Origin of the sequence: Bradyrhizobium stylosanthis (genome assembly GCF_001641335.1) — a bacterium.
GTDB classification, from domain to species: domain Bacteria; phylum Pseudomonadota; class Alphaproteobacteria; order Rhizobiales; family Xanthobacteraceae; genus Bradyrhizobium; species Bradyrhizobium stylosanthis.
The window spans coordinates 406,421-426,719 of the sequence record NZ_LVEM01000005.1; the positions used below are offsets into that span (position 1 = coordinate 406,421).

The following is a 20,299-nucleotide window of genomic DNA, read 5'->3' on the forward strand; positions in this document are numbered from 1 at the left end:
GCACACTCTCAGGCTTTGACCAGATCCCCCAGCAGGTTCGCCGCCACCGTCAGCTTGGCGAGCGTCAGGCCGCTGGCGGCAATTTCCTCGACCGAGCGGCGGATACGCGTCGCTTCGGGGTGAGCCGCGAGCCATGTCTCGACGGCCGCATGGCCGGACTGGCCGGTTGCCAGCATATCTGCGGCCAGCCTTCTTTCGGCGCCGGCGATCTGCTCGACGGCGCGATCGATCGCCATGCGCTCGAAATAATCGTTCGCCGGCACGCTGCGCGCGGCGGCGATGATGCGGTCGAGACGGAAATTCGCCTCGGCGGCGAAGAAGGTTGCGGCGGCATCGCCGATGGCGCGCGCGGTGCGCTCGGCGATCGTCACGATATCGGGTGCCGCGATCAGCGCGTCGAGATCGGCGAGCTCGCCGGCGAGGCCGGCCGGGACGCCGGCATCGGTGAGTTCCTGGCGCCGCTTGCCGCGCGCGGCCTGCAGGTCCGGCGGCAGGGTGGTGTCGAGGGAGGCCGCGATCTCGCGGACACCCGGGCCAAAGCGTCCGATCACCGCCTCGAGGCCGTCCTTGAAATCGACATTGCGCACGTACCAGACCATGCGGGAGATCAAAAGGTCCTGGATCGTCGCGTAGAGGCCGAGCTGCAACTGCCCGTCGATGCGGGTGTCGAGCGCGTCGATCGCGTCATTGAGCCGCCTCAGCTCGTAGATCGCGTCCACCGCCACCTGCGCCATGACGATGGTCGGGATATCGGCGTCGGTCTCGTCGGTCAGGCGCACGATGCAGGCCGGCCCACCGCGGTTGATCACGGCATTGGCAAGACTGGTTGCGATGATCTCGCGACGGAGGCGATGGAGTTCGACCGCGGCCGGGAACTTGCCGACAAGCTCGCGCGGAAAATACAGGGACAGTCTGCGGGCGAGATAAGGATCGTCCGGCACGCCGGTCAGCAGCAGGTCATCGTAGAGGGTGAGCTTGGCGTAGGCGAGCAGCACGGCAAGCTCGGGCCGCGTCAGGAACTGGCCGCGCCGTGTGCGCTCGGCGAGCACGGCGTCGTCGGGCAGGAACTCCACCGCGCGGCTGAGCAAGCCGCGCTGTTCGAGCGACTGCATCAGGCGGGTGAGGAAGCCGGTCTCGGCCACGCCCTTGCGCTCGGCGAGCGAGAGCGCCAACGTTTGCAGATAGTTGTTGCGCAGCACCAGCGCGCCGACCTCGTCGGTCATCGTCGCGAGCAGGCTGTTGCGCTCGGTGGGGCTGAGACGTCCCTCGCGCTCGGGGCGCGCCAGCGCGATCTTGATATTGACCTCGACGTCGGACGTATTCACGCCGGCCGAATTGTCGATGGCATCGGTGTTGAGCTTGACGCCCTTCTGCGCCGCTTCAATGCGGCCGCGCTGGGTGACGCCGAGGTTGGCCCCTTCGCCGATCACCCGGGCGCGCACATCGCCACCCGTGATGCGGATCGGATCATTGGCGCGGTCCCCGACCTGATCGTCGCTTTCCCCGAAGGAGCGGATATAGGTGCCGATGCCGCCAAACCACAAGAGGTCCGCGCGAGCCTTCAGGATTGCCGTCATCACCTCGAAAGGCGTGGCTTGCGGCTTGTCCAGATCGAGCAGGGTGCGCATTTCCGGAGTGAGCGGGATCGCCTTGAGCTGTCGCGAGAACACGCCGCCGCCCTGCGAGATCAGCGACTTGTCGTAGTCCTGCCAGCTCGATCGCGGCAGGTCGAACAGGCGCTTGCGTTCGGCCAGGCTGACGGCCGGATCGGGCGAGGGATCGATGAAGATGTCGCGATGATCGAAGGCCGCCACGAGCCTTGTCGCCGGCGAGAGCAGCATGCCGTTGCCGAAAACGTCGCCGGACATGTCGCCGACGCCGACCGCGGTGAACGGCATGGTCTGGATGTCGGTGCCGAGCTCGCGGAAGTGGCGCTTGACCGCCTCCCAGGCGCCGCGCGCCGTGATCCCCATCTTCTTGTGGTCGTAGCCCTGGCTGCCGCCGGATGCAAAGGCATCGCCGAGCCAATGGTTCTTCTCGGCCGAGATCGCGTTGGCGATGTCGGAGAAGGTGGCGGTGCCCTTGTCGGCGGCGACGACGAGGTAGGGGTCGTCGCCGTCGTGACGCATCGTCGAGTCGGGCGGCACGACGACATCGTCTTCGAAATTGTCGGTGAGCTCGAGCAGCGAGCGAACGAAGATGCGATAGGCTTCGGTGCCCTCCACGAGCCAGGCGTCGCGATTGGAAGGCGACGGCAGGCGCTTCGGCACGAAGCCGCCCTTGGCGCCGACCGGCACGATCACGGCGTTCTTGACCTGCTGGGCTTTGACCAGGCCGAGGATTTCGGTACGGAAATCCTGCGGCCGGTCCGACCAGCGCAGTCCGCCGCGCGCCACCTTGCCGAAACGCAGGTGAATGCCTTCGACACGGGGCGAATAAACAAAGATCTCATAGAGCGGTCGGGGAGGCGGCAGGTCCTCGATCCGGCGGGCGTCGAACTTGAAGGAGATCACCGGCCGCGGATGTCCGTCCCGGCCGACCTGCCACAAATTGGTGCGGATGGCCGACTGCACCAGATTGGTGAAACGGCGCAGGATGCGGTCTTCATCGAGCGAGGCGACGGATTTGAGCTGCTCCTCGATCTCGGCAAGGAGGGCCGCCTCGCGTGCCGAACGCTCGCGATCCGTCAAGGCGAGGCGCGGATCGAGGCGGGTCTGGAACAGCGCGACCAGGTTGGCCGTGATCGCGGCGTTCTTGCGCAGCGTCTCCCACATGTAATCCTGGGTGAACGGAGCGCGGATCTGGTGCAGATAGCGCGACAGCGCCCGGATGGTCGAGACTTCGCGCCAGCCGAGCGCTGTGCGCAGGACCAGCCCGTTATATCCATCGGATTCGGCACGATCGGTGACCACCGCCATGATCGAGGCTTCCAGGCGTTGGCTGAATTCCGGGGTGATCTCGATGGGCTGGCCGTCACCGGTCTCGATCGTCATGTCGTGCAGCCAGACCGGCTCCGGCCGGTTACCGGGCACGATCTGATAGGTGCGTTCGTCGACCACGCGAAGGCCGTGATTCTCGATCACCGGCACGCGGTATGACAATGAGAGCGGTGCGGCGTCCGAAAAGACCTTCAAGCCGAGGTGCTTGGAATCGTGCTCCTCGGAGCGGTGAACCGAAATCGTGACCGGGCGAGCCGGCGTCAGCTTTTCGATGGTGGCGATATCGGCGATGGCCTGCTCGGCGCTGAAAATTTCGGTGTAGCCACCGGCAAAGGCCCGGGCATAACGATTCGTGAGCATGCGCGCCCGCATGCCGTCGGTCGTCGCAGTGAGCGCGGCCTTCAGCTTGTCGACCCAGGTCGCGGCGATCGCGCTGATCCCGCCTTCGAGCGTGGCGACCTCGACGACAGGCGTTTTGCCTTCATAACGCCCGATGATGAAATGGACGCGCGCAAGCGCGCCTTCAGGGAATGATACATAGGAGGCGGACAGGGTCCCCTTGTAAGCCTGCGCCAGGAAGGCTCCGACGCGCGTGCGGACGTCGGTGTCGTACTTGTCGCGCGGGATGAAGGTGAGGATGGAGACGAAGCGGTCGAACTTGTCGACCCGCGCCAGCGCCCGGACGCGCGGGCGCTCATAGAGGATCAGGATCTCGATGACGAAATTGTAGAGCGTGTCGACGTCGATCTGGAACAGCTCGTCACGCGGATAGTCTTCGAGAATATGCATCAGCGCCTTGCCGGAATGGCCGTTCGGGTCGAAGCCTGCGCGCTGCAGCACCCGCGACACCTTGTGGCGCACATAGGGGATCTGCCGTACCGAGCGGGTATAGGCGCCCGAGGTAAAAAGGCCGACGACGCGCAACTCGCCTTCGAGCCGGCCGTCGGGCGAATAGAGCTTGATGCCCACATAATCCATCCGGATGCGGCGATGGACGCGGCTGGAGACATTCGCCTTGAAGACGATCAGCAGGGTCGGCTCGTGCATGAACTCGCGAATTTCCGACGTCATCACCACCATTTCGGTGCCGCGGCGCAGGACCTTCACGTCGGGATCGCGCAGGATGCCGAGGCCTTCGCCGGTCGTAATGTCGTCCGACGCGTCGCTGTCGGGCGAGAAGCGATATTCGCGCACGCCGAGGAAGGTGAAATTGTCCGCGCAGAGCCATTGCAGGAACTGATTGGCTTCGGCGACCTCGTCGATCGGCAGCGGCGGCGGATTGGAAGAGAACGTCTTGATCGCTTCCTCGACGCGGTCTCGCATCGCGCGCCAGTCGGCGACGCAGGCGCGGACATCGCTCAACGTCCTGGTGAGGCCGTCGATCAGCTTCTGACGATCGGCATCGGCGTCCAGGCGCGTGATGTGGAGATGAATGAGGCTCTCGCGCGCGCCCCTTGCTCCCTCCGGCAGCGCCTCGCCGTAGAAACGCAGCAGCTTGCCTTCATCGTCGCGCTCCACGGCGATGATCGGGTGAGCGACAAGGGTGACTTCGATACCCTGCTCGGCGAGCTCCGCCATGGTGGAATCGAACAGGAAGGGCATGTTGTCGTTGAGAATCTCGAGCACGGAAATCTCGCGCCCGTTCGGCAATGTCGGGTTGGCGACGCGGATGTCGGCGCTGCCGGCCGTGCGCCGCTGCACGTGCTCCCAGGCCTGCTCCGCCAGGAGGGCAAGCGAGGCGGCGTCGTAATTGGCGAGATCCTCGATATTTGTGTAGCCGAACAAAGGCTCGGCAAAGGCCCGGGGGCTCTTGCCCGCCGGCACGCTGCCTGCTGCATCGCGGATGAGGGTTGCCCGTGCGTTGTCGTCACGCCACGCCATAATGTCCTCCATTTGCCGCGCCGTCGGACCGTAGCCGCGATCATCAGCTTGCTTCTGGAGTGCATCTCTTCGAGCGCACGCGATCGCGCGTTAACGCGAATTCTTCGGTCTCGAAGCCCCGACGGCTTCCGACGACAATACTACGATCCCGGAGCGAAAGGCGCACGCTGTTGTGAGGCGCGTTGAAATCCCGACGACCGCGGGTGAGGCGGAGATCGGCCCGACAGCCGTCGAACCATTGGGACAGGAAGAAATCACAAGCAATTTCAATTGTGTATGCGTTCGAACCCTGTGCCGCGTGTTGGCGACCAAAGAGTCATGAATGAGATGCAGGCGGGCCGCCAGGCGTCGCCGGTCCCAAGCCAGGTATGCGAGACATCCTATGACGCCAATTCTTCGCAGTGCACTCGTGACTCTGGCCTTCGCGTCGACCGTCTCGTTGGCGGCGATGCCCGCGGCGGCCGACGATTTCGAGAGCTGCGGGAAGGCGCCCGGCGACCAGGCCATCGCGACGTGCACACGCGCGATCGATTCGGGTCGATATGACGGCGCCGAGCTTGCCTTGCTGTTCAACAATCGATGCCTGGCGTGGACCGAGAAGCAGGACGGCGACAAGGCCATTGAAGATTGCAGCCGGGCCATCCGGCTCAACCCGAACGATGCGACGGCGTTCTCCAATCGCGCCGTCGCCTATCAGCTCAAAGGGCAGCACGACCGCGCCATCGCCGATTTTAGTCAGCCGATCCGGCTCGAGCCGAACTCCGCGAATGCGCTCAACAATCGCGGCGTCGCCTATCTGCGCAGTGGCCAATATGACCGGTCCATCGCGGATTTTGACCAGGCGATCCGGATTGACCCGAACTCTGCCATGGCGCTCAGCAATCGCGGCAATGCCTATCAATTCAAAGGCCAGTACGACCGCGCCATCGCGGACTACGACCAGGCGATCCGGGTCGACCCGAATTACGTCATGGCGTTCTACAATCGGGGCGAATCATGGGAACGGAAGCATGATCTGCAACGCGCGTTGGCGGATTTCAGGAAGTACGCCGAACTGGCCCCGTTCGATTCCGATGGCCCAAAGGCGGTCGAGCGCGTCGCACAGGAGTTGAAGGGCCGGTGATCATGAGGCGTCGCGCAGGATCGCGGTCCGTCACCGGTTGTTCGGCCCCGCCGCTTGTGCGACCACTGTTTCATCGCGCCACGGCAAAGCAATAAGTTGTCTCATGCCCACCATCGCTCGTCTGCTCTCCCGCCTCGTTCTGTTCCTTGCATTGGCTGCCATCCCGGCGCTTCCCGCGCGCGCGGCTGAAACCTGCCCGTTCATCAGTGCGCAGGAGCTCGCCGGCGCGATGCCGGCGCTCAAATGGTCGCTGATCTCAAATCAGGACGGCCGCGGCTGCATCTACCAGGGCGGGCGCGGTGACACGATGATGCTGAGCGTGTTCCGCAATCCCGACAACGACCGCGCCAAGGAGTTGTACGCGACCTTCGTCAAGACGCTCGGTGAGCGCATGCCGCTGAACGCCGTCGCGGGGATCGGCGAGGAAGGCCAGGGCGGCACGACCGCCGCCGGCGCCGAGCGCCAGGAGGCCTCGATCGTCGCTCTGTCCGGCGATTATATCCTGCAGATCAGTGTCTATCCGACCGGCCGGCGCGCCGACGGCGCGCTGCTCGGGCCGATTACCGAAGCCGCGCGCATTGCCATCGCCAACGTCGGCAAGAGCAGCGAGCGGTTCGGCAATTGCGAGTGGCTCGCGGCCGCGGATGCCGACGGCTTTCTCGACAGCAGCACGCTGACGGTCCAGCGCACCGGCGCAGGCAGCTGCATGATGTTCGATCGCGAGGCCAACACCATGACCGCCGCGGTGATCGCGATGTCGCGCGACACGGTCGTCAGCATGATGAAGCGCGCATCCCCCTGCAAGCACGTGGCGATCCCCGAACTCGGCAGCGAAGCCTTCGGCGAGCATTCCTGCACCAAGGGCAACGGCAACGCCGTCACCATCTACGTCTGGAAGAACGGCAGGCAGGCTTTGATCGTATTCGCACCGGTCAAGCCGCATCCCGAGTCCGGCTCGGTCGAGCGGCTGAAGGCGGTCGCCGCGCGCGTTTATGGGAAGCTGTAGCGGTCGGTTCACCGGCCCGCCAGCGCCTCCTTGCACTTGGCCGCAAAGGCGTTGAGGTACGCGCCGATCTCGCTCGCCAGCGCATCCGAGCGGTCGACATTTTGCAGGCTCATGTTGAGGGCGTAGACCGGAAGCCCGTCCAGCACGATCGGCGTTGCGACGGCAAGAACGGCGGGCTGCCATGACACCGCGCAATAGCCGTCGCGTTCGACGGCGGCGATCGACCTCCTGACGTCCGTCAGCAACGCCTTGGTGGCCGCCGTGCTGCGCCGCTTGAACAGTTTCAGCAATCGCTCGCGCTCGCCTGCGGCAATGCCGGCGAGGTAGGCACGGCCGAGCGAGGTCAGCTCCATCGGAACCTGCTGGCCGGCGACCGCGTTGCGCAGCGCCGCGCGCGGGCTGTAGCGGATCGATTCGAGATAGACCATCATGGTGCGATCCGCCGTCGCGAGCCCGACATTCAGCCGGCGCTTGGCCGATTCCGCGCGCATCATCGGGCCGATGGCGTTGAGCACGGGCGACCCCGTCCGCATCGCGTGGCCGATGCTGATGACAGATGCCGCGAGGCGGTAGGTCCGCTCAAGGCGGACTTCGTCGAGCATCCCGGAATTGACCAGCGTCCGCGTTAGCCGGCTCACCGTCGATCGCGGCAATCCGGTCCGCTCCGCGATCTCGCCGTTGCCGAGCGTGTCCACGCCGGGCCGGAACGCCCGGAGGATCTCGATGCCCCGTTCGAGCGACCGGTTGCCGTCAACCCCGCCCGCATATGTGCGTGCCTGCGCCAAGCCAGCCTCCGCCATTTCCACTAAGTGGAATTAAGGGGATGTTTGCGAGGGTGCAAGCCGCTATACGCAGCGGGAAACAAGAATGCCCGGCTGCGGACGGCGCGACGAGGAAACAGTACCGCCTGAATCGGCATTCGAAAGCCCGTGCGGATCGCCCCCGCGGTGATCGATCTGGCGCCAACCAAGGAGTTTCCATGTCCTATCAGCTCATCGAATTCTCCGTCGAAGCCGGCGTCGCGACGATTGCGTTCAACCGCCCGGAACGGCGCAACGCCATGAGCGACGAGATGCGCGCCGAGTTCGCGAGCGCGCTCGAAACCGTTGCCCGCGACAAGGCGATCAAGGCTCTGGTGCTGACCGGGCGCGGCAACGCCTTCTGTGCCGGCGGCGACATCAGTGGAATGAAGCGCCGGCTCGCGGCGCCGCAGGGTGAGGTCGCCTTCAACGGCTGGAGCCGGCAGCAGGGCGTGCATCACGTGCAGGCGCTGCTGCTGGGCCTGCCGAAACCTGTGATCGCCGCTGTCAACGGCGCCGCCGCCGGCCTCGGTGCCGATACCGCGCTCGCCTGCGACTTCGTCATGGGCACGGAACGTTCGAAATTCACCTGGTCCTACATCAAGCGCGGTTTGATCCCCGACGGCGGCGGGCTGTATTTCCTGCCGCGCCGGGTCGGGCTTCCCAGGGCGAAGGAGCTGATCTTCACCGGACGCGTCGTCGAGGCCGACGAGGCGGTCGCGCTCGGCATCGTCGATCGCAAGGTGGCGGCGGCCGACCTCCTGCCCGCCGCGCAGGCCTGGGCCGCCGAACTGGCGCAGGGATCTCCCACCGCGCTGGCGCTCAGCAAGAAGATTCTGAACGAGACCTTCGAGCATTCCGCGCACGACATCTTCAATCTCGGCAGCCAGGCGCAGGCCATCTGCTACACCAGTGCTGAACATCGCGACGCCGTGACGGCGTTCCTCGCACAATCCGCCTCGAAGGATTGAGCGATGAGCGCGATCGAACGCCTGATCCGGCCGCGCAGCATCGCCGTCATCGGCGCATCCGCCGACCCCGGCAAGACGTCGGGGCGGCCGATCTCCTATCTGCAGAAGCACGGCTTCGCGGGCAAGATCTATCCCGTCAATCCCAAGGTCGCCGAGATCGGCGGTCTGAAATGCTACGCCGACATCGCTTCGCTGCCTGACGTGCCCGATGTCGGCCTTGTGCTGCTCGGCGCCGAGCGCGCCCACGTCGCGGTGCGCGAATTGGCCGAGCGCGGGACTGCGGCGGCGATCGTTCTCGCCAGCGGCTTCACAGAGATCGGGGCGGAAGGCGCCGCGCGCCAGCAGCAGCTCATGCAGGCCGCCGGATCCATGCGCCTGCTCGGGCCGAACACGATCGGCCTCGTTAATCTCACCGACAATATCGTGCTGTCGGCGTCCGGCGCGCTGGCGATGGATCGCTTCCCGGCCGGCCCGATCGGGCTGGTCTCGCAGAGCGGCGGCATTCTCGGCGCCGTGCTGTCGCGCGCTGCGGCGCGCGGGGTCGGGCTGTCCAAGCTGGTGTCGACCAGCAATGAAGCGGATCTCGAGCTCGCCGACGTGATCGACTATCTCGCCGACGACAGCGCGACAGAAGTCATTGCGCTCTATATCGAGGTGATCCGCAATCCCCTTCGCTTCCGTGAGGCGGTGCACAAGGCGCGCCGCGCCGGCAAGCCCATTGTCGCCTTCAAGATCGGGCGATCGGAGGCGGGTGCAAAGGCGGCCGTCTCGCACACGGGCGCGCTTGCGGGCTCCGACCGCATGTATGACGCCCTGTTCAGCCAGCTTGGCGTGATCCGCGCGAAGACGTTCGAGGACCTGCTCGACATCCCCGCAGCCCTTGCGGCGGGACGAAAGCTCTCCGGCAGGCGCGTGGCGATCCTCACCTCGACCGGCGGTGCCGGCACCATCGTGTCCGACAGTCTCGGCGTTGCTGGCTTTGCGACGCCCGCGCCCGATGCCGAGACGGCCGCGCAACTGCGCGCACTGCAGTCGGGATCGCAGGCCATGCTCGATCGCAATCCGATCGACGTGACCCTGGCCGGCCTGCAGCCGGATCTGCTGCGCGCCGCGATCCGCATCCTGCTTGCCAGTCCCTCCTACGACGCGCTGGTCGTCATTGCCGGCTCGTCGGCCGTGGGATCGCCCGCGTTGATGGCCGATGCCATCCACGACTGCCTGCCGCTCAGCGACAAGCCCGTCATGGCCTATGTGAGTCCCTACGCGCCCGACGTGGTCTCCGTCCTCACCCGGCGAGGCGTCCCGGCCTATACGTCCGCCGAAAGCTGCGCTGCCGCGCTTGACGGACTCCTGCGGGCGGGAATGCCGGAACAGGTCCAGTCATCGGCCGCGATCGGGACGACGGTCGACATCGGCGACCTCCCGTCGGGATCGCTGGATGAGGCGCAGGCCAAAACGCTGTTCGCCCGCTTCGGCATTCCCATCGCCGCAGAGAAGGCGGTCGCAACGGCTGAAGAAGCGGAGCAGGCGGCGCGCGACTTCGGCGGCCGGGTCGTGCTCAAGATTCTCTCGCGCGAGATCGCGCACAAGAGCGACGTCGGCGGCGTCGCGGTGGGCCTGACGGCCGAGACGATCGGTGCGCGGGTGACGGCGATGACGGAAGAGGTCGCGCGCAGGACCGGGAAGCGGCCCGACCAATTCCTGGTTCAGGAGATGGTGTCAGGCGGCGTCGAGATCATTCTCGGGATGCATCGCGATCCCCTGGGCACCGCGATCCTTCTCGGCATGGGCGGTGTCACCGCCGAGCTGTTCAAGGACACGACGATGCGTCTGCTGCCGCCGGAGGGCGGCCTCAGCCTCGCCGACGCTCGCGCGATGGCACGCGATCTCGTCACATGGCCCTTGCTCGACGGCTTTCGCGGCCGGCCGAAATGCGATGTCGGGGCGCTTGCCGCCGCGATCGTCGATTTCTCGCGCATGGTTGCGCAACTCGGTGACCGCCTCGCCGAAGCCGAAATCAATCCGGTGTTCGTGCTGCCGGCGGGCGAGGGCGTGAAGGCCGCCGACGGATTGGTCGTTCTCAATGTCTGAACAGAATCGCATGGAGCTCCAGATGGCCATTGGCATCATCAATCACCACAGCGCGCGCATGAAGGTTCTTGCCGTGCGGCGTCGGCTGAGCCTCGCCATCTTCGCCTGTGCGGTGGTTGCGGGCCTTGGACTTGCGCCGGCGCGGGCCGAGTATCCCGAGAAGATCATCAAGATCGTGGTGCCCTTCGCCGCCGGCGGCGGGACCGACATCATCGCACGGACGACGGCGCAGGAAATCCAGACCGACCTCGGCAAATCCGTCATCATCGAGAACAAGCCGGGCGCAGGCACCATCATCGGCACCCAGACGGTGGCGACGAGCGATCCCGACGGCTATTCGCTGCTGATGGCGACCTTCGCGCATGCGGTCAATCCGAGCCTGTACAACAAGCTGCCGTTCGATCCGCACAAGGATCTTGCGGCAGTCTCACTGATCGCACGCTCCTTCAATATCGTCGTCGTCAACCCGGCATCGAAGATCAACTCGATCGCCGATCTGATCGCCGAGGCCAGGGCCAATCCGGGCAAGCTCAATTTCGGCACGTTCGGCACCGGCACCTCGGCGCATCTCGCCGGCGAGTTGTTCAATGCCATGGCGAAGGTCAAGATGACGGCGGTGCCCTACAAGGGCGCGGCGCCTGCCATCAGCGACCTCCTCGGCGGGCAGATCGACGTGATGTTCACCACCGTCGCCAGCGCGGCCTCGCTGGTGGCGGCCGGGCAGCTCCGGGCGCTGGCCGTCACGTCCACCGAGCGTTCGGCCGCGTTCCCGCAATTGCCGACTGTCGCCGAAGCCGGTGTGCCCGGCTACGCCGCCGAGTCCTGGTATGGCCTGTACGCTCCGGCAAAGACGCCCGCGCCGGTGATCGCGCGCCTCAACCAGGCGGTCGCGAAGGCCGTCAAGTCCGGCGGTTTCAAGCAGCTCGAGGCCAACGAAGGCCTCATCATGGTCGGCAGCGCGCCCGAAGAGCTCGACCGCTATGTCGCCCAGGAGGAGGAGCGCTGGCGCAAGCTGGTGAAGGACGCCAACATCGAGGTGCAATAGCGCGCACCGGCGCGTCTTACCGCGCAGGATTCGGCTCGGAGTCCGATATCGGAAGGGGAAACGACGACAACCTCTCCCGCCTCCAAGGCGGCCTGGCCGACATGCACGCGATTGACGTCGACCTCGTCGATCCTGCCGACCACGAGCCGCGTCGAAAGATCGGCGACTGAAAACAGAGGCCTGTCCGCGACTGAACCCGGCTTCCAGGTTCGGTCGAGAGCGTGCCTGCCGTGTCAGGCTTGAATGATCTCGAGGCTGACGGCCCTGGCGATCAGTTGCGTGAGGGTCGCACATTCCAGCTTCGTGCGGGCGCCCTGCAGATAGAGGCGGACGGCGGTCGGTGACAGATGCAGGTCGGCGGCAATCTGTTTCGGGCTGAAGCCGCGCGCGGCGAGCTGAAGCGTCTCGCGCTCGCGCGCCGAGAGCAGTCGTTCGAGCCCCTGGGGTCGCAAGCCCGCTAGCCGCACGGCCTGATCGTGAATGAAATGGGCGATGATCAGAAAATCCCGCATATAGGTCATCCGCCGGCTGGCCCATATGTCCGTGGCAACGTTCGAGGCGATCGACAGGCGCGCATGCTCGCCGCCCGGTCCCCGGATCGGGATCGTCATGCCGCGAGAGCCGGCCATGCGAAAGGACGCTCGTGCATCCTGCATCTCCGGGGCGGCATCGTCCCAGTCGAGCGGCAAGAAATCGCTCCGGCCGTTTGGAAAGAGGGGGGCTGCCTGAAGGCCATCGTGTTTGAGGTATTGTTCCGCCAAGTCATCTTCGGATGAGAACAACAGGATCGGGTTGCGCGCATTCGTCGTCTCGGGTCTGCGTGCGGCGTTGTACGCTACGAGCGTGAGGCCATAATCTCTCGAAATTCGAGCCAGCACGGCTTTCAGTTCATCGAGAGTCGTTGAGCCTGCAATGTTTGCGAGGGTTTCTTCGATCGGCGGAAACATTTGCGTTGCCCCCAGTCTTATCCAGTCATGCGTTCTCCGGGTTCGTTGAGTGTTCCCGGTTAGGTTGTCGTAGTGGCGGGAGCTGGTGTAGAGCCGTTGCTTCAATCCATTCCACCAATGTCCCCATGCATGATGGTTCGCGGCTGATCTTCGCGGCGCGTCATTTGGACGCGCCCCGATCCGGAAGCATCGATCGATCTAAGGTGGGTAAGCCACACGCACGCAGAAAGTGCTGCCTTCGGCGCGATCCGGGCCATCGCTCAGGCGTCAGTGGCACGTCAGGCGGATTCCGGAGCGCAGCCCTGCCATTCAACAGTCGGTTCACTATCGGGGGCAGACTTGCAATTTCGCAGATTGCGCGGCCTTGATCGGAACCGTTAGCCTGCGAGCACTGATTCGGCTTCACGCCCTGAGGTTGATCAGCCGCGAGTGCGATGAGTGCGACCGGGAGTCCTGTCTACGGCGACATGGTGTCCTTATCGATGCGTCCGCTTCGGTCGGTCGAAACTGATGAAGGTGCGACGGCTATCGTGACGACTGGCATGAGGCCAGCCCCCTGCTTGTGACCCGGCAATGATTGGCGGACGTCCAGGTAACACAGACCAGGAGGCCTAAATGGTTGCCATCAATTCCGTCGGCGCGACAGCGCTCACCGTCCTGAAAGCCGCCAGCGCTCAGACGGCTGCCGAGCCCGAAGCAAGTCCCGTCAGCGTCATCCCTCATGTCAACGCTCTGTCGTCTCGCCTGTCGCCCCGCGTGTCTGACGCGCTGCTGAAGATCGCCGCGCTCATCAACGGAAAGGACATGCTCGTCAACGCAAAGACGGTCGCGGCAAAGGGAGGGATCTCTGCTGGCGGGGTTATCGATCGCGAAGGCTTTGTCGCTTCGCGCATGATGAAGCTCTCCGAGCTTCCAAGGGATCAGGCCGAATATCTGAAGAGGTTCGGCGCGGATGCAGCGGTGCGCATTGAGGGCGTCGAATTGAGCGATGCAGATTTTGAGCAAACGATCCTCCAGTTCGGCATGGAGAGCTGGAAGGATCTACCGGGCTTCAACGACGCGCTTGCCAACGGAACGTTGAAGATCCAGCGGGCAAGCGACGTGCCCGAACTCTACGAGTCGTTTCAGTACGATCTCTATAGCGGCGGAAACTATTTCGGCGGCGTAGGCTGGGGCGGCATCAAAAACAAGAAGCTCTACCTTGAGATCCAGGCGCAAGGCATTCAGCAGGCCCTCGGGTCGGTTCGCGGTCAGGAGTTTTATGTGACCTGGCCGGACGCGAGCCTGGCGAAACCTTCGTCGAACTGACCAGCCCTGCCGGCACCGCGATCACCATCGCGGTGTCGGATGGCCGCGCGGCGGCCGAGTCGATCCCTCCGGCGTCGCGCTGGCGACAAGTCCCTTCAGTCGGGACATTCTCCAGCCGATAGCGCGGCCAGCGTGCGGGCGCTGCCCCTTGCCCGCACGGCGCCGCATGCTCATTGATCTGAAACAACCAAGGCCTTCGGCGAAAGTGCTAGGGTTGAGTCGCGATTCACGACGCAGGGGCCCTTAAGGCCTTGAGACAATCTCAGCGCGTGATGGAATCCGAGGGCTCAATGGGACGACTGCTGAATATCGTTACGCCGCTGCATGCTGCGACCAAGCGCGACTACATGGGTCGCATGAACGACGACAAGATCGGCTGCTCGCTGAAGGCGCGGGAATACGAGGTCGATTATTGGGATGGCGACCGCCGCTTCGGCTATGGCGGCTATCGCTTCATCGAGGGGCGCTGGGCCCCGGTCGCCAGGGCGCTGATCGAGACCTACGGCCTCAAGGACGGCTCCAGCGTGCTCGACGTCGGCTGCGGCAAGGGTTTCCTGCTGTACGAGATGCAGAAGATCCTGCCGGGCCTGAAGGTCGTGGGCTTCGACATCTCCAAGCACGGTCTTGCCAATGCGCACGAGCAGGTGAAGCCCTATCTGTTCAACTATCGCGCCCAGGACGTCTATCCCTATGGCGATGCCAGCTTCGACCTCGTCATCTCGCTCGGCACGCTGCACAATCTCAGGCTCTACGAGCTCGATGCGGCGCTGAAGGAGATCGAGCGGGTCGGCAAGAACAAATACGTCATGGTCGAGGGCTACCGGAACGTCGCCGAGCTGCACAATCTCGAATGCTGGGCGCTGACGGCGGAGTCGATCCTGCACACCTCGGAATGGATCTGGCTGTACGGCAAGCTGGGCTACACCGGCGATTACGAATTCATCTATTTCGAGTGACCGGACGCTCCCCATGGATATCAAGACTGCGAAGGCCGCGATTCTCGTCGAATCGGGCAAGCCTCTGATCGTCGACGAGATCAATCTGCCTGATACCCTCGAGCACGGCCAGGTGCTGGTCCACGTGCATACCTCGGGGATCTGCGGCGCACAGATCAACGAGATCGACGCCGTCAAGGGCGTCGACAAGTTCCTGCCGCACTTGTTGGGACACGAGGCGCTGGCGACCGTCGTCGATACCGGGCCCGGCGTCGTCTCCTGCAAGCCGGGCGACACCGTCGTCATGCACTGGCGGCCGGGCAAGGGCATCCAGTCCAATACGCCGGTCTATTCCTGGCGCGGCAGGCGTCTCAACGCGGGCTGGGTCACCACGTTCAACGAATATGCCGTGGTGTCGGAGAACCGCGTCACGCCGGTGCCGGCCTCGATCGATCGCACCAGCGCGCCGCTGCTCGGTTGCGCGGTGACGACCGCGCTCGGCGTCGTCAACAACGATGCGAAAATCGCCATCGGCGAAGCCGTCGTCGTGTTCGGCGTCGGCGGCGTCGGGTTGAACATCGTGCAATTCGCCGCGATGGTCGGCGCCCATCCGGTCGTCGCGATCGACCGCCTCGACAACAAGCTGGAGATGGCGCGGCAGTTCGGCGCCACCCACACCATCAACTCCGACGCGGTGGAGGATGTCGTCGCCGCGGTTCGCGCCATCACGGGGGCCGACGGACCCGACAAGGTGGTCGAGACCACTGGCGTCAGGAAGCTGATCGAGCTCGCCTACGAGGTCACTGCGAAGAAAGGCCGCTGCATCCTCGTCGGCGTTCCCCGCGAGAAGGTCGAGATCTACACGCTGCCCCTGCATTTCGAGAAGGTGCTGAAGGGCTCGGAAGGCGGGCAATGCCAGCCGGCGCGCGACATCCCGCGCCTCGTTCGTCTCGACGAGGCCGGCAAGGTCAGCTACCGCGGCATCGTCACGCACGAGTTCGCGCTCGACGACATCAACGACGCGCTGGATCTGATGCGCAGCGGCGAGTCGGGGCGGATCGTTCTGAACGTCAGCTGAGCGCGAAATGCGCGGCGGCGTTCAGCGCAATCCCTGCTCGTCGATCAGGACCCGGTGGATCTCGATGCGCTCCGGCAGCTCGATCAGGAATTCAGCATCGCGCGCGAGATGATGAACCTTGCTCGGCTCCCCCCTGGTGAATGCCGACATCGCGTCGATATCCGCCCAGTAGGAGATGGTGGTGAACCACGTCTCCGCATCGCGGTCCTCGCGTAATTGCTGCACGCCAAGGGCCGTCTTCATCAGCGGCGGAATGCCCTCGGCTTGCAGATAGGCCTGGTAGGCGTCGGCGGCGTCGCGCCGGGTACGGCCGCGCCAGATGCGCGCGATGGTCGGCTTGGTCGGCATATGAACTCCCTTCGATGCGCAGGGGAACGCGAAGGCCGATCGGCGTAGCCGACGCAAAATGCCGTGGACCGGCGTCGGTTCCGGTCATGTCGGTGCCGTGTTTTGTCGCAGTCCTGAACCTGAACGCGCGAAAGACGGCAGCGGGATTCCAGCGTCATGCAGGAACTCCCACTTTTTCCCGACGTTGACCGACGGCCCGCAGAAGGAGCTGGTCGCACGATGAAGAACTTTTCCAGTGCCGCATTTTCCCCCGAGGTGATCGGGCTCATGACCGCCGCACTGGAGGCTGCGGTCGCGACCCTGCCGGAGCCCGTGCATTCCGCGCATGTCAATGCACTCGCTGAATCCATCCTGCGCACGGCCGGCACGGGCGAGCGCGATCCCGCCACCCTGCAGCGGATCGCCTTGATGGAATTGCAATTGGCGCCGCGCCACTGATGAGGACGACATGAAGACCATGACTGCCGTGATCGTTGCACTCTGCGCGGCATCGTCCGCTGCCCGGGCGGAGAGCTGGACCACCTACCGGATCGTGGAATCCGGGACGGCCGTCGACATTCCCACCTCGGTCTTCACCGAGCCGGCCGGAAAGCCGGACGGCTATGGCGAACGGTTTCGAAACTCGGACGGCAGCGCCGATCTCACCGTGCAGGCCGTTCCCGATCAAGGTCTCTCGCCGGCCGAATTTCTGGCCCGGAAGAATCCTCCATCCGGCATCGTCTACAAGCGGATCACGCCAAAATTCTTCGTGGTCTCCAGCATCAAGCGCGGCGCGATCTGGTACGACCGCTGCAACTTCTCGCGGCGCTATGTGCACTGCGTGCTGATCAACTACCCCGCGGCGGAGAAGCGGCAATGGGACCGCATCGTGACGCGCATCAGCCACAGCCTGAGCGGCGGCTGAACTGGTGACACAAAAGCTGCCCGACCAGGTCGGGCAGCAGGTGGTGAGGAATATAGCGGTTCGTCTAGCGCGCGGTCGTCGACGTCGTGGACATGGTCGGCTTCGAACCTGGCACATGCGACATCGTCTTGGTCGTCGAGCCCACTTCTTCACCCGCCTTCACCTTGGTGCGCGTGTGCGAGCGGCTGAACGTGCCGCCCTCATGGGCCTGGGCGCGGGCATTGGAATTCAGAACGGGGCCGTTGCCCTTGTTGGTGCTGACGCCGGTCTGCGCCCTGCCGTTCGCGGCCGCGGCGCTTCCGCCGGCTGCGATCGACGAGCCCGTGCTGCCCGTCGCCGAGGTCGAGGTGCCGCCGGTGCCGACGGTGGAGGCGGAGGTGCCGCCCACCGCGGCCGAGCCGCCCGTTCCTCCGGTCATGCTCTTCTGCGCAAGCGCGGGTGAGGCGGCAGCAAGCAGAAGCGCGACCGCCGAGGTCGTGACAAGCGTTCTCATGTTTCAATCCTCTGTGTTGATGACGATGCGTCCAGGATGACTAGGGCGACGAGGTCGAGATCGTGCAGCCGTTGACGGTGATGGTGCTGGCACTGGTGGAGCCAGGGCCGCCCGCCGTCGACGACGAGCTCGAGACGCTGCCGCCGCCTGCCTGCACATGCACCGACGATCCGCCCGCCGAGCTCGAGCTCGAAAGCGATCCGCTCGACGCGGTCGATCCCGTCGTGCCCGAGCTCGACGCGCCGGCCGCCGAAATGCTGCCGTCTGCATGTTTCTCGACGGTGACCTTGCAGGTCTCGCCCGTTGCCGTCTTGCCGGTCTTTTCCATGGTTGCCGCCTGAGCTGCGCTGCTCATCAGGGCCAGCGCTGCGATCGCAATGATGGATCTGTTCATGCGAGTTCTCCTTCAACAAGGACGAAGGAGCGGCATCGCTGCCGCTCCTCGCTCGAGGCATCAATCTTTGTCCTTCTTCATATCGCCCTTGTGGTGGCCTTTGCCCTTCTCCATGCCCATGTCGCTGGCATGGCCGGCGGACGAGCCGGCCGCGCCCACGGTCGAGCCGCTCTTGCCGCCGCCGGCCGACGATCCGCCGGTGCCGACCGTTGACGCGGAGTTGGAGCCGCTGCCCGCGGCGGAGCCGCCGGTGCCGACACTGGACGAGCTCTTGCCGCCGCCGGCGGACGAGCCACCGGTGCCGAGCGTCGAGGCCGAGCCGCTGCCCGAACCGCTGCCGGCCGCGGAGCCACCGGTGCCCACAGTCGAGCTGCTGGTGCCGCCGCCCGCCGACGAGCCGCCGGTGCCGAGCGTCGAAGCCGAGCCCGATCCGCTGCCCGTGCCGGCCGAAGAGCCGCCGGTGCCGACCGTCGAGCTGCTGGTGCCGCCGCCGGCCGAAGAGCCGCCCGTACCGACCGTCGAACTCGATTGCGCAACGGCGAGCGCCGTGCCGGCCAGCAGCGCAGCCGCAGCCACAGAAAGCTTCAGGATCCTCATGTCCATCTCCTCCAGGGGTTTTCAAAAAATCGCCAAGTCAGGCACGGGATAAATATGCAAATGGGCAAACGTTCCTGCGCCGGACACATCGACGCGATGCGCGAAATCTCAGGCGCGAAGTTCCGCGACGCGAGCAGATGACGTGTTCATTTGCTGTTCATGCGCGACGGCAGGAACAACGACGCCAGCCCAATTTGCGCCGAACGCGAGACCTCTTCTGCCTGCCGGAAAGCGCGCGTTGCGCGATCCGCGCGACTTCATCGCGAGAGGCCATAGCGGGAAGAATAGGAATCGGTAGCTATGGGCGCGCGCCGTCCGCGATCATCTGCCGACGCTGACCCACGCCTGCGCCTTCTTCCGCCATTCCCCGTCAAAGCGGGCAGGAAGGTCTCTGACCGCGTCCCGTGAGAGTAGCTGGTTGATGGCGGATGTCCTGATCTCGCCGATCTCGGGAATGTCGGTGTAACCGAGGTTGGCGAGCCGCTTGCCGAGAGGCGGGTGCGTCGAGTCCGGATCGCTCTCACGATCCAGACCAGCAACGGCAGCAGCGATCATCGGCTCGTGCGCCCTGATGTCTTCGAGCTGTCCGATGATCCGATCGAGGGGCGGGCGGGGCGCATTGATTGCGCCCAGGATCTCTTTCTCCAGAGGAGCGAACACGAGATCGGTGAGACGTGTTCCGCAGGCTTCCGTCATGACCAGTGCACGCGCCATCTCGCTCCGCCCAACTCGCTCTGCCGCACCGAGATCGGCGCCGAGCTCGTTTTCCCGCTTTAACGCGCGATATTCCCTCTCGAGCCATTCGAGCATGGAATGAAGGAGGGCAAGGGCAATGCGCCCGGTTATCGTTCGATCCGGATCGGCGTAGAAAAGCATATTCTCCGAAGCGGAGATGAAATCCCGGAGGTTCGCGCCGCCCGAAGTGTGTCGAAGCTGCGCATGTGCGACCTCGTGGGCAACGATGGCACGAATTGCAGGTTCGTCGAGAACGATCAGAAGCGGCAGGCCGACGGTCATCGTGACGTGTTGCCCGAACAGTCCGGCGTATCGGCTCACTTCCTCGATCGAGGCATTGAAATCGGTGTCGATCAGCAGGGTGCGCCGTGATCGCACAAAGGTGGGATCGAGTTCTTTCCACATGGCCCAGAGACCGGGGGCGATCTCCTCGCTCGCCTCGAAACTCCTATGCTTTCGCGAAGGCAGAAGCAGGAGGCCGATCATGAGCGCTGCCGCTACCGTGAATATGGAGAACACAATCGGCACGGTGGCCAGTGCCGCGATCGTGTACCGATCCATGATCATCAGCCAGGTGGCGAGGATCACACAAGCAATTGCCACCACCGGGAGAACAGCGTAGCGACCGAGCCGCAGGATGATCTTCAGGACGGGGCGTCTCATCCGTATCTTGACGACGACTCGAGGCGGATCAGGCCTTGTCA

The 20,299-nt window shown here is 64.9% G+C and carries 18 protein-coding genes; 10 read left to right on the plus strand and 8 right to left on the minus strand.

All coding sequences use genetic code 11. From position 1 onward, the window contains the following. Nucleotides 1-8: 8 nt before the first annotated feature. Nucleotides 9-4,832 carry an NAD-glutamate dehydrogenase gene (locus A7X65_RS33180; protein ID WP_063693266.1) on the minus strand — a complete coding sequence of 1,608 codons (4,824 nt, stop codon included), beginning with the start codon at nucleotides 4,830-4,832 and terminating at the stop codon, nucleotides 9-11. 436 nt (nucleotides 4,833-5,268) lie between these two features. Between A7X65_RS33180 and A7X65_RS33185 the strand changes: the two genes are divergently transcribed. Then, nucleotides 5,269-5,943 carry a tetratricopeptide repeat protein gene (locus A7X65_RS33185; RefSeq protein WP_167358320.1) on the plus strand — a complete coding sequence of 225 codons (675 nt, stop codon included), beginning with the start codon at nucleotides 5,269-5,271 and terminating at the stop codon, nucleotides 5,941-5,943. Nucleotides 5,944-6,046: 103 nt separating this feature from the next. Further along, the gene (locus A7X65_RS33190) at nucleotides 6,047-6,949 is read left to right on the plus strand and encodes a hypothetical protein (RefSeq protein WP_063693271.1); all 903 of its coding nucleotides are present in this window, start codon (nucleotides 6,047-6,049) and stop codon (nucleotides 6,947-6,949) included. Nucleotides 6,950-6,957: 8 nt separating this feature from the next. Here A7X65_RS33190 and A7X65_RS33195 read toward each other — a convergent pair whose 3' ends face one another. After that, nucleotides 6,958-7,734 carry an IclR family transcriptional regulator gene (locus A7X65_RS33195; protein ID WP_063693854.1) on the minus strand — a complete coding sequence of 259 codons (777 nt, stop codon included), beginning with the start codon at nucleotides 7,732-7,734 and terminating at the stop codon, nucleotides 6,958-6,960. Nucleotides 7,735-7,928: 194 nt separating this feature from the next. On the opposite strand from A7X65_RS33195, the gene A7X65_RS33200 reads away from it, so the two are divergent. From A7X65_RS33200 to A7X65_RS33210, 3 genes are read left to right on the plus strand one after another with little or no spacing between them, the layout of a single operon-like run. After that, nucleotides 7,929-8,720 (plus strand): enoyl-CoA hydratase/isomerase family protein, encoded by a 792-nt coding sequence (locus A7X65_RS33200; protein WP_063693273.1) that lies wholly within the window; start codon nucleotides 7,929-7,931, stop codon nucleotides 8,718-8,720. Nucleotides 8,721-8,723: 3 nt separating this feature from the next. After that, a complete protein-coding gene (locus tag A7X65_RS33205; RefSeq protein ID WP_063693274.1) occupies nucleotides 8,724-10,811 on the plus strand; it encodes an acetate--CoA ligase family protein in 2,088 nt (695 codons plus the stop codon). 22 nt (nucleotides 10,812-10,833) lie between these two features. Further along, the gene (locus A7X65_RS33210; protein ID WP_063693855.1) at nucleotides 10,834-11,856 is read left to right on the plus strand and encodes a tripartite tricarboxylate transporter substrate binding protein; all 1,023 of its coding nucleotides are present in this window, start codon (nucleotides 10,834-10,836) and stop codon (nucleotides 11,854-11,856) included. A gap of 233 nt (nucleotides 11,857-12,089) precedes the next feature. On the opposite strand, the gene A7X65_RS33215 is transcribed toward A7X65_RS33210, so the two are convergent. After that, nucleotides 12,090-12,803 (minus strand): helix-turn-helix transcriptional regulator, encoded by a 714-nt coding sequence (locus tag A7X65_RS33215; RefSeq protein WP_063693276.1) that lies wholly within the window; start codon nucleotides 12,801-12,803, stop codon nucleotides 12,090-12,092. A 615-nt stretch (nucleotides 12,804-13,418) separates the two neighbouring features. Between A7X65_RS33215 and A7X65_RS33220 the strand changes: the two genes are divergently transcribed. The 3 genes from A7X65_RS33220 to A7X65_RS33230 all read left to right on the plus strand — a co-directional run bounded on the left by A7X65_RS33220 (nucleotide 13,419) and on the right by A7X65_RS33230 (nucleotide 16,124). After that, complete coding sequence (locus A7X65_RS33220; RefSeq protein ID WP_063693279.1) at nucleotides 13,419-14,111, plus strand: hypothetical protein; 693 nt, start codon at nucleotides 13,419-13,421, stop codon at nucleotides 14,109-14,111. 290 nt (nucleotides 14,112-14,401) lie between these two features. After that, nucleotides 14,402-15,067: a class I SAM-dependent methyltransferase gene (locus A7X65_RS33225; protein WP_063693856.1), complete on the plus strand. Its 666-nt coding sequence runs from the start codon at nucleotides 14,402-14,404 to the stop codon at nucleotides 15,065-15,067. A 13-nt stretch (nucleotides 15,068-15,080) separates the two neighbouring features. Continuing rightward, nucleotides 15,081-16,124, plus strand: a complete 1,044-nt coding sequence (locus A7X65_RS33230) for a zinc-binding dehydrogenase (protein WP_063693281.1) — start codon at nucleotides 15,081-15,083, stop codon at nucleotides 16,122-16,124. A gap of 21 nt (nucleotides 16,125-16,145) precedes the next feature. Here A7X65_RS33230 and A7X65_RS33235 read toward each other — a convergent pair whose 3' ends face one another. Next, nucleotides 16,146-16,472, minus strand: coding sequence for a hypothetical protein (locus A7X65_RS33235; protein ID WP_063693283.1), 327 nt, complete (start codon nucleotides 16,470-16,472; stop codon nucleotides 16,146-16,148). Nucleotides 16,473-16,691: 219 nt separating this feature from the next. On the opposite strand from A7X65_RS33235, the gene A7X65_RS33240 reads away from it, so the two are divergent. Both A7X65_RS33240 and A7X65_RS33245 read left to right on the plus strand, forming a co-directional pair. Continuing rightward, the gene (locus A7X65_RS33240; RefSeq protein WP_063693286.1) at nucleotides 16,692-16,910 is read left to right on the plus strand and encodes a hypothetical protein; all 219 of its coding nucleotides are present in this window, start codon (nucleotides 16,692-16,694) and stop codon (nucleotides 16,908-16,910) included. A gap of 10 nt (nucleotides 16,911-16,920) precedes the next feature. Continuing rightward, nucleotides 16,921-17,376, plus strand: a complete 456-nt coding sequence (locus A7X65_RS33245) for a hypothetical protein (protein ID WP_063693288.1) — start codon at nucleotides 16,921-16,923, stop codon at nucleotides 17,374-17,376. A 64-nt stretch (nucleotides 17,377-17,440) separates the two neighbouring features. Here A7X65_RS33245 and A7X65_RS33250 read toward each other — a convergent pair whose 3' ends face one another. The 4 genes from A7X65_RS33250 to A7X65_RS41090 all read right to left on the minus strand — a co-directional run bounded on the left by A7X65_RS33250 (nucleotide 17,441) and on the right by A7X65_RS41090 (nucleotide 20,258). After that, the gene (locus A7X65_RS33250) at nucleotides 17,441-17,869 is read right to left on the minus strand and encodes a hypothetical protein (RefSeq protein ID WP_063693291.1); all 429 of its coding nucleotides are present in this window, start codon (nucleotides 17,867-17,869) and stop codon (nucleotides 17,441-17,443) included. 40 nt (nucleotides 17,870-17,909) lie between these two features. Next, nucleotides 17,910-18,263, minus strand: coding sequence for a hypothetical protein (locus tag A7X65_RS41085; protein WP_082885144.1), 354 nt, complete (start codon nucleotides 18,261-18,263; stop codon nucleotides 17,910-17,912). Between the two features lie 60 nt (nucleotides 18,264-18,323). Then, the gene (locus A7X65_RS33260) at nucleotides 18,324-18,860 is read right to left on the minus strand and encodes a hypothetical protein (protein WP_063693857.1); all 537 of its coding nucleotides are present in this window, start codon (nucleotides 18,858-18,860) and stop codon (nucleotides 18,324-18,326) included. A gap of 321 nt (nucleotides 18,861-19,181) precedes the next feature. Further along, nucleotides 19,182-20,258, minus strand: a complete 1,077-nt coding sequence (locus A7X65_RS41090) for a M48 family metallopeptidase (protein ID WP_082885145.1) — start codon at nucleotides 20,256-20,258, stop codon at nucleotides 19,182-19,184. Nucleotides 20,259-20,299: the final 41 nt, after the last annotated feature.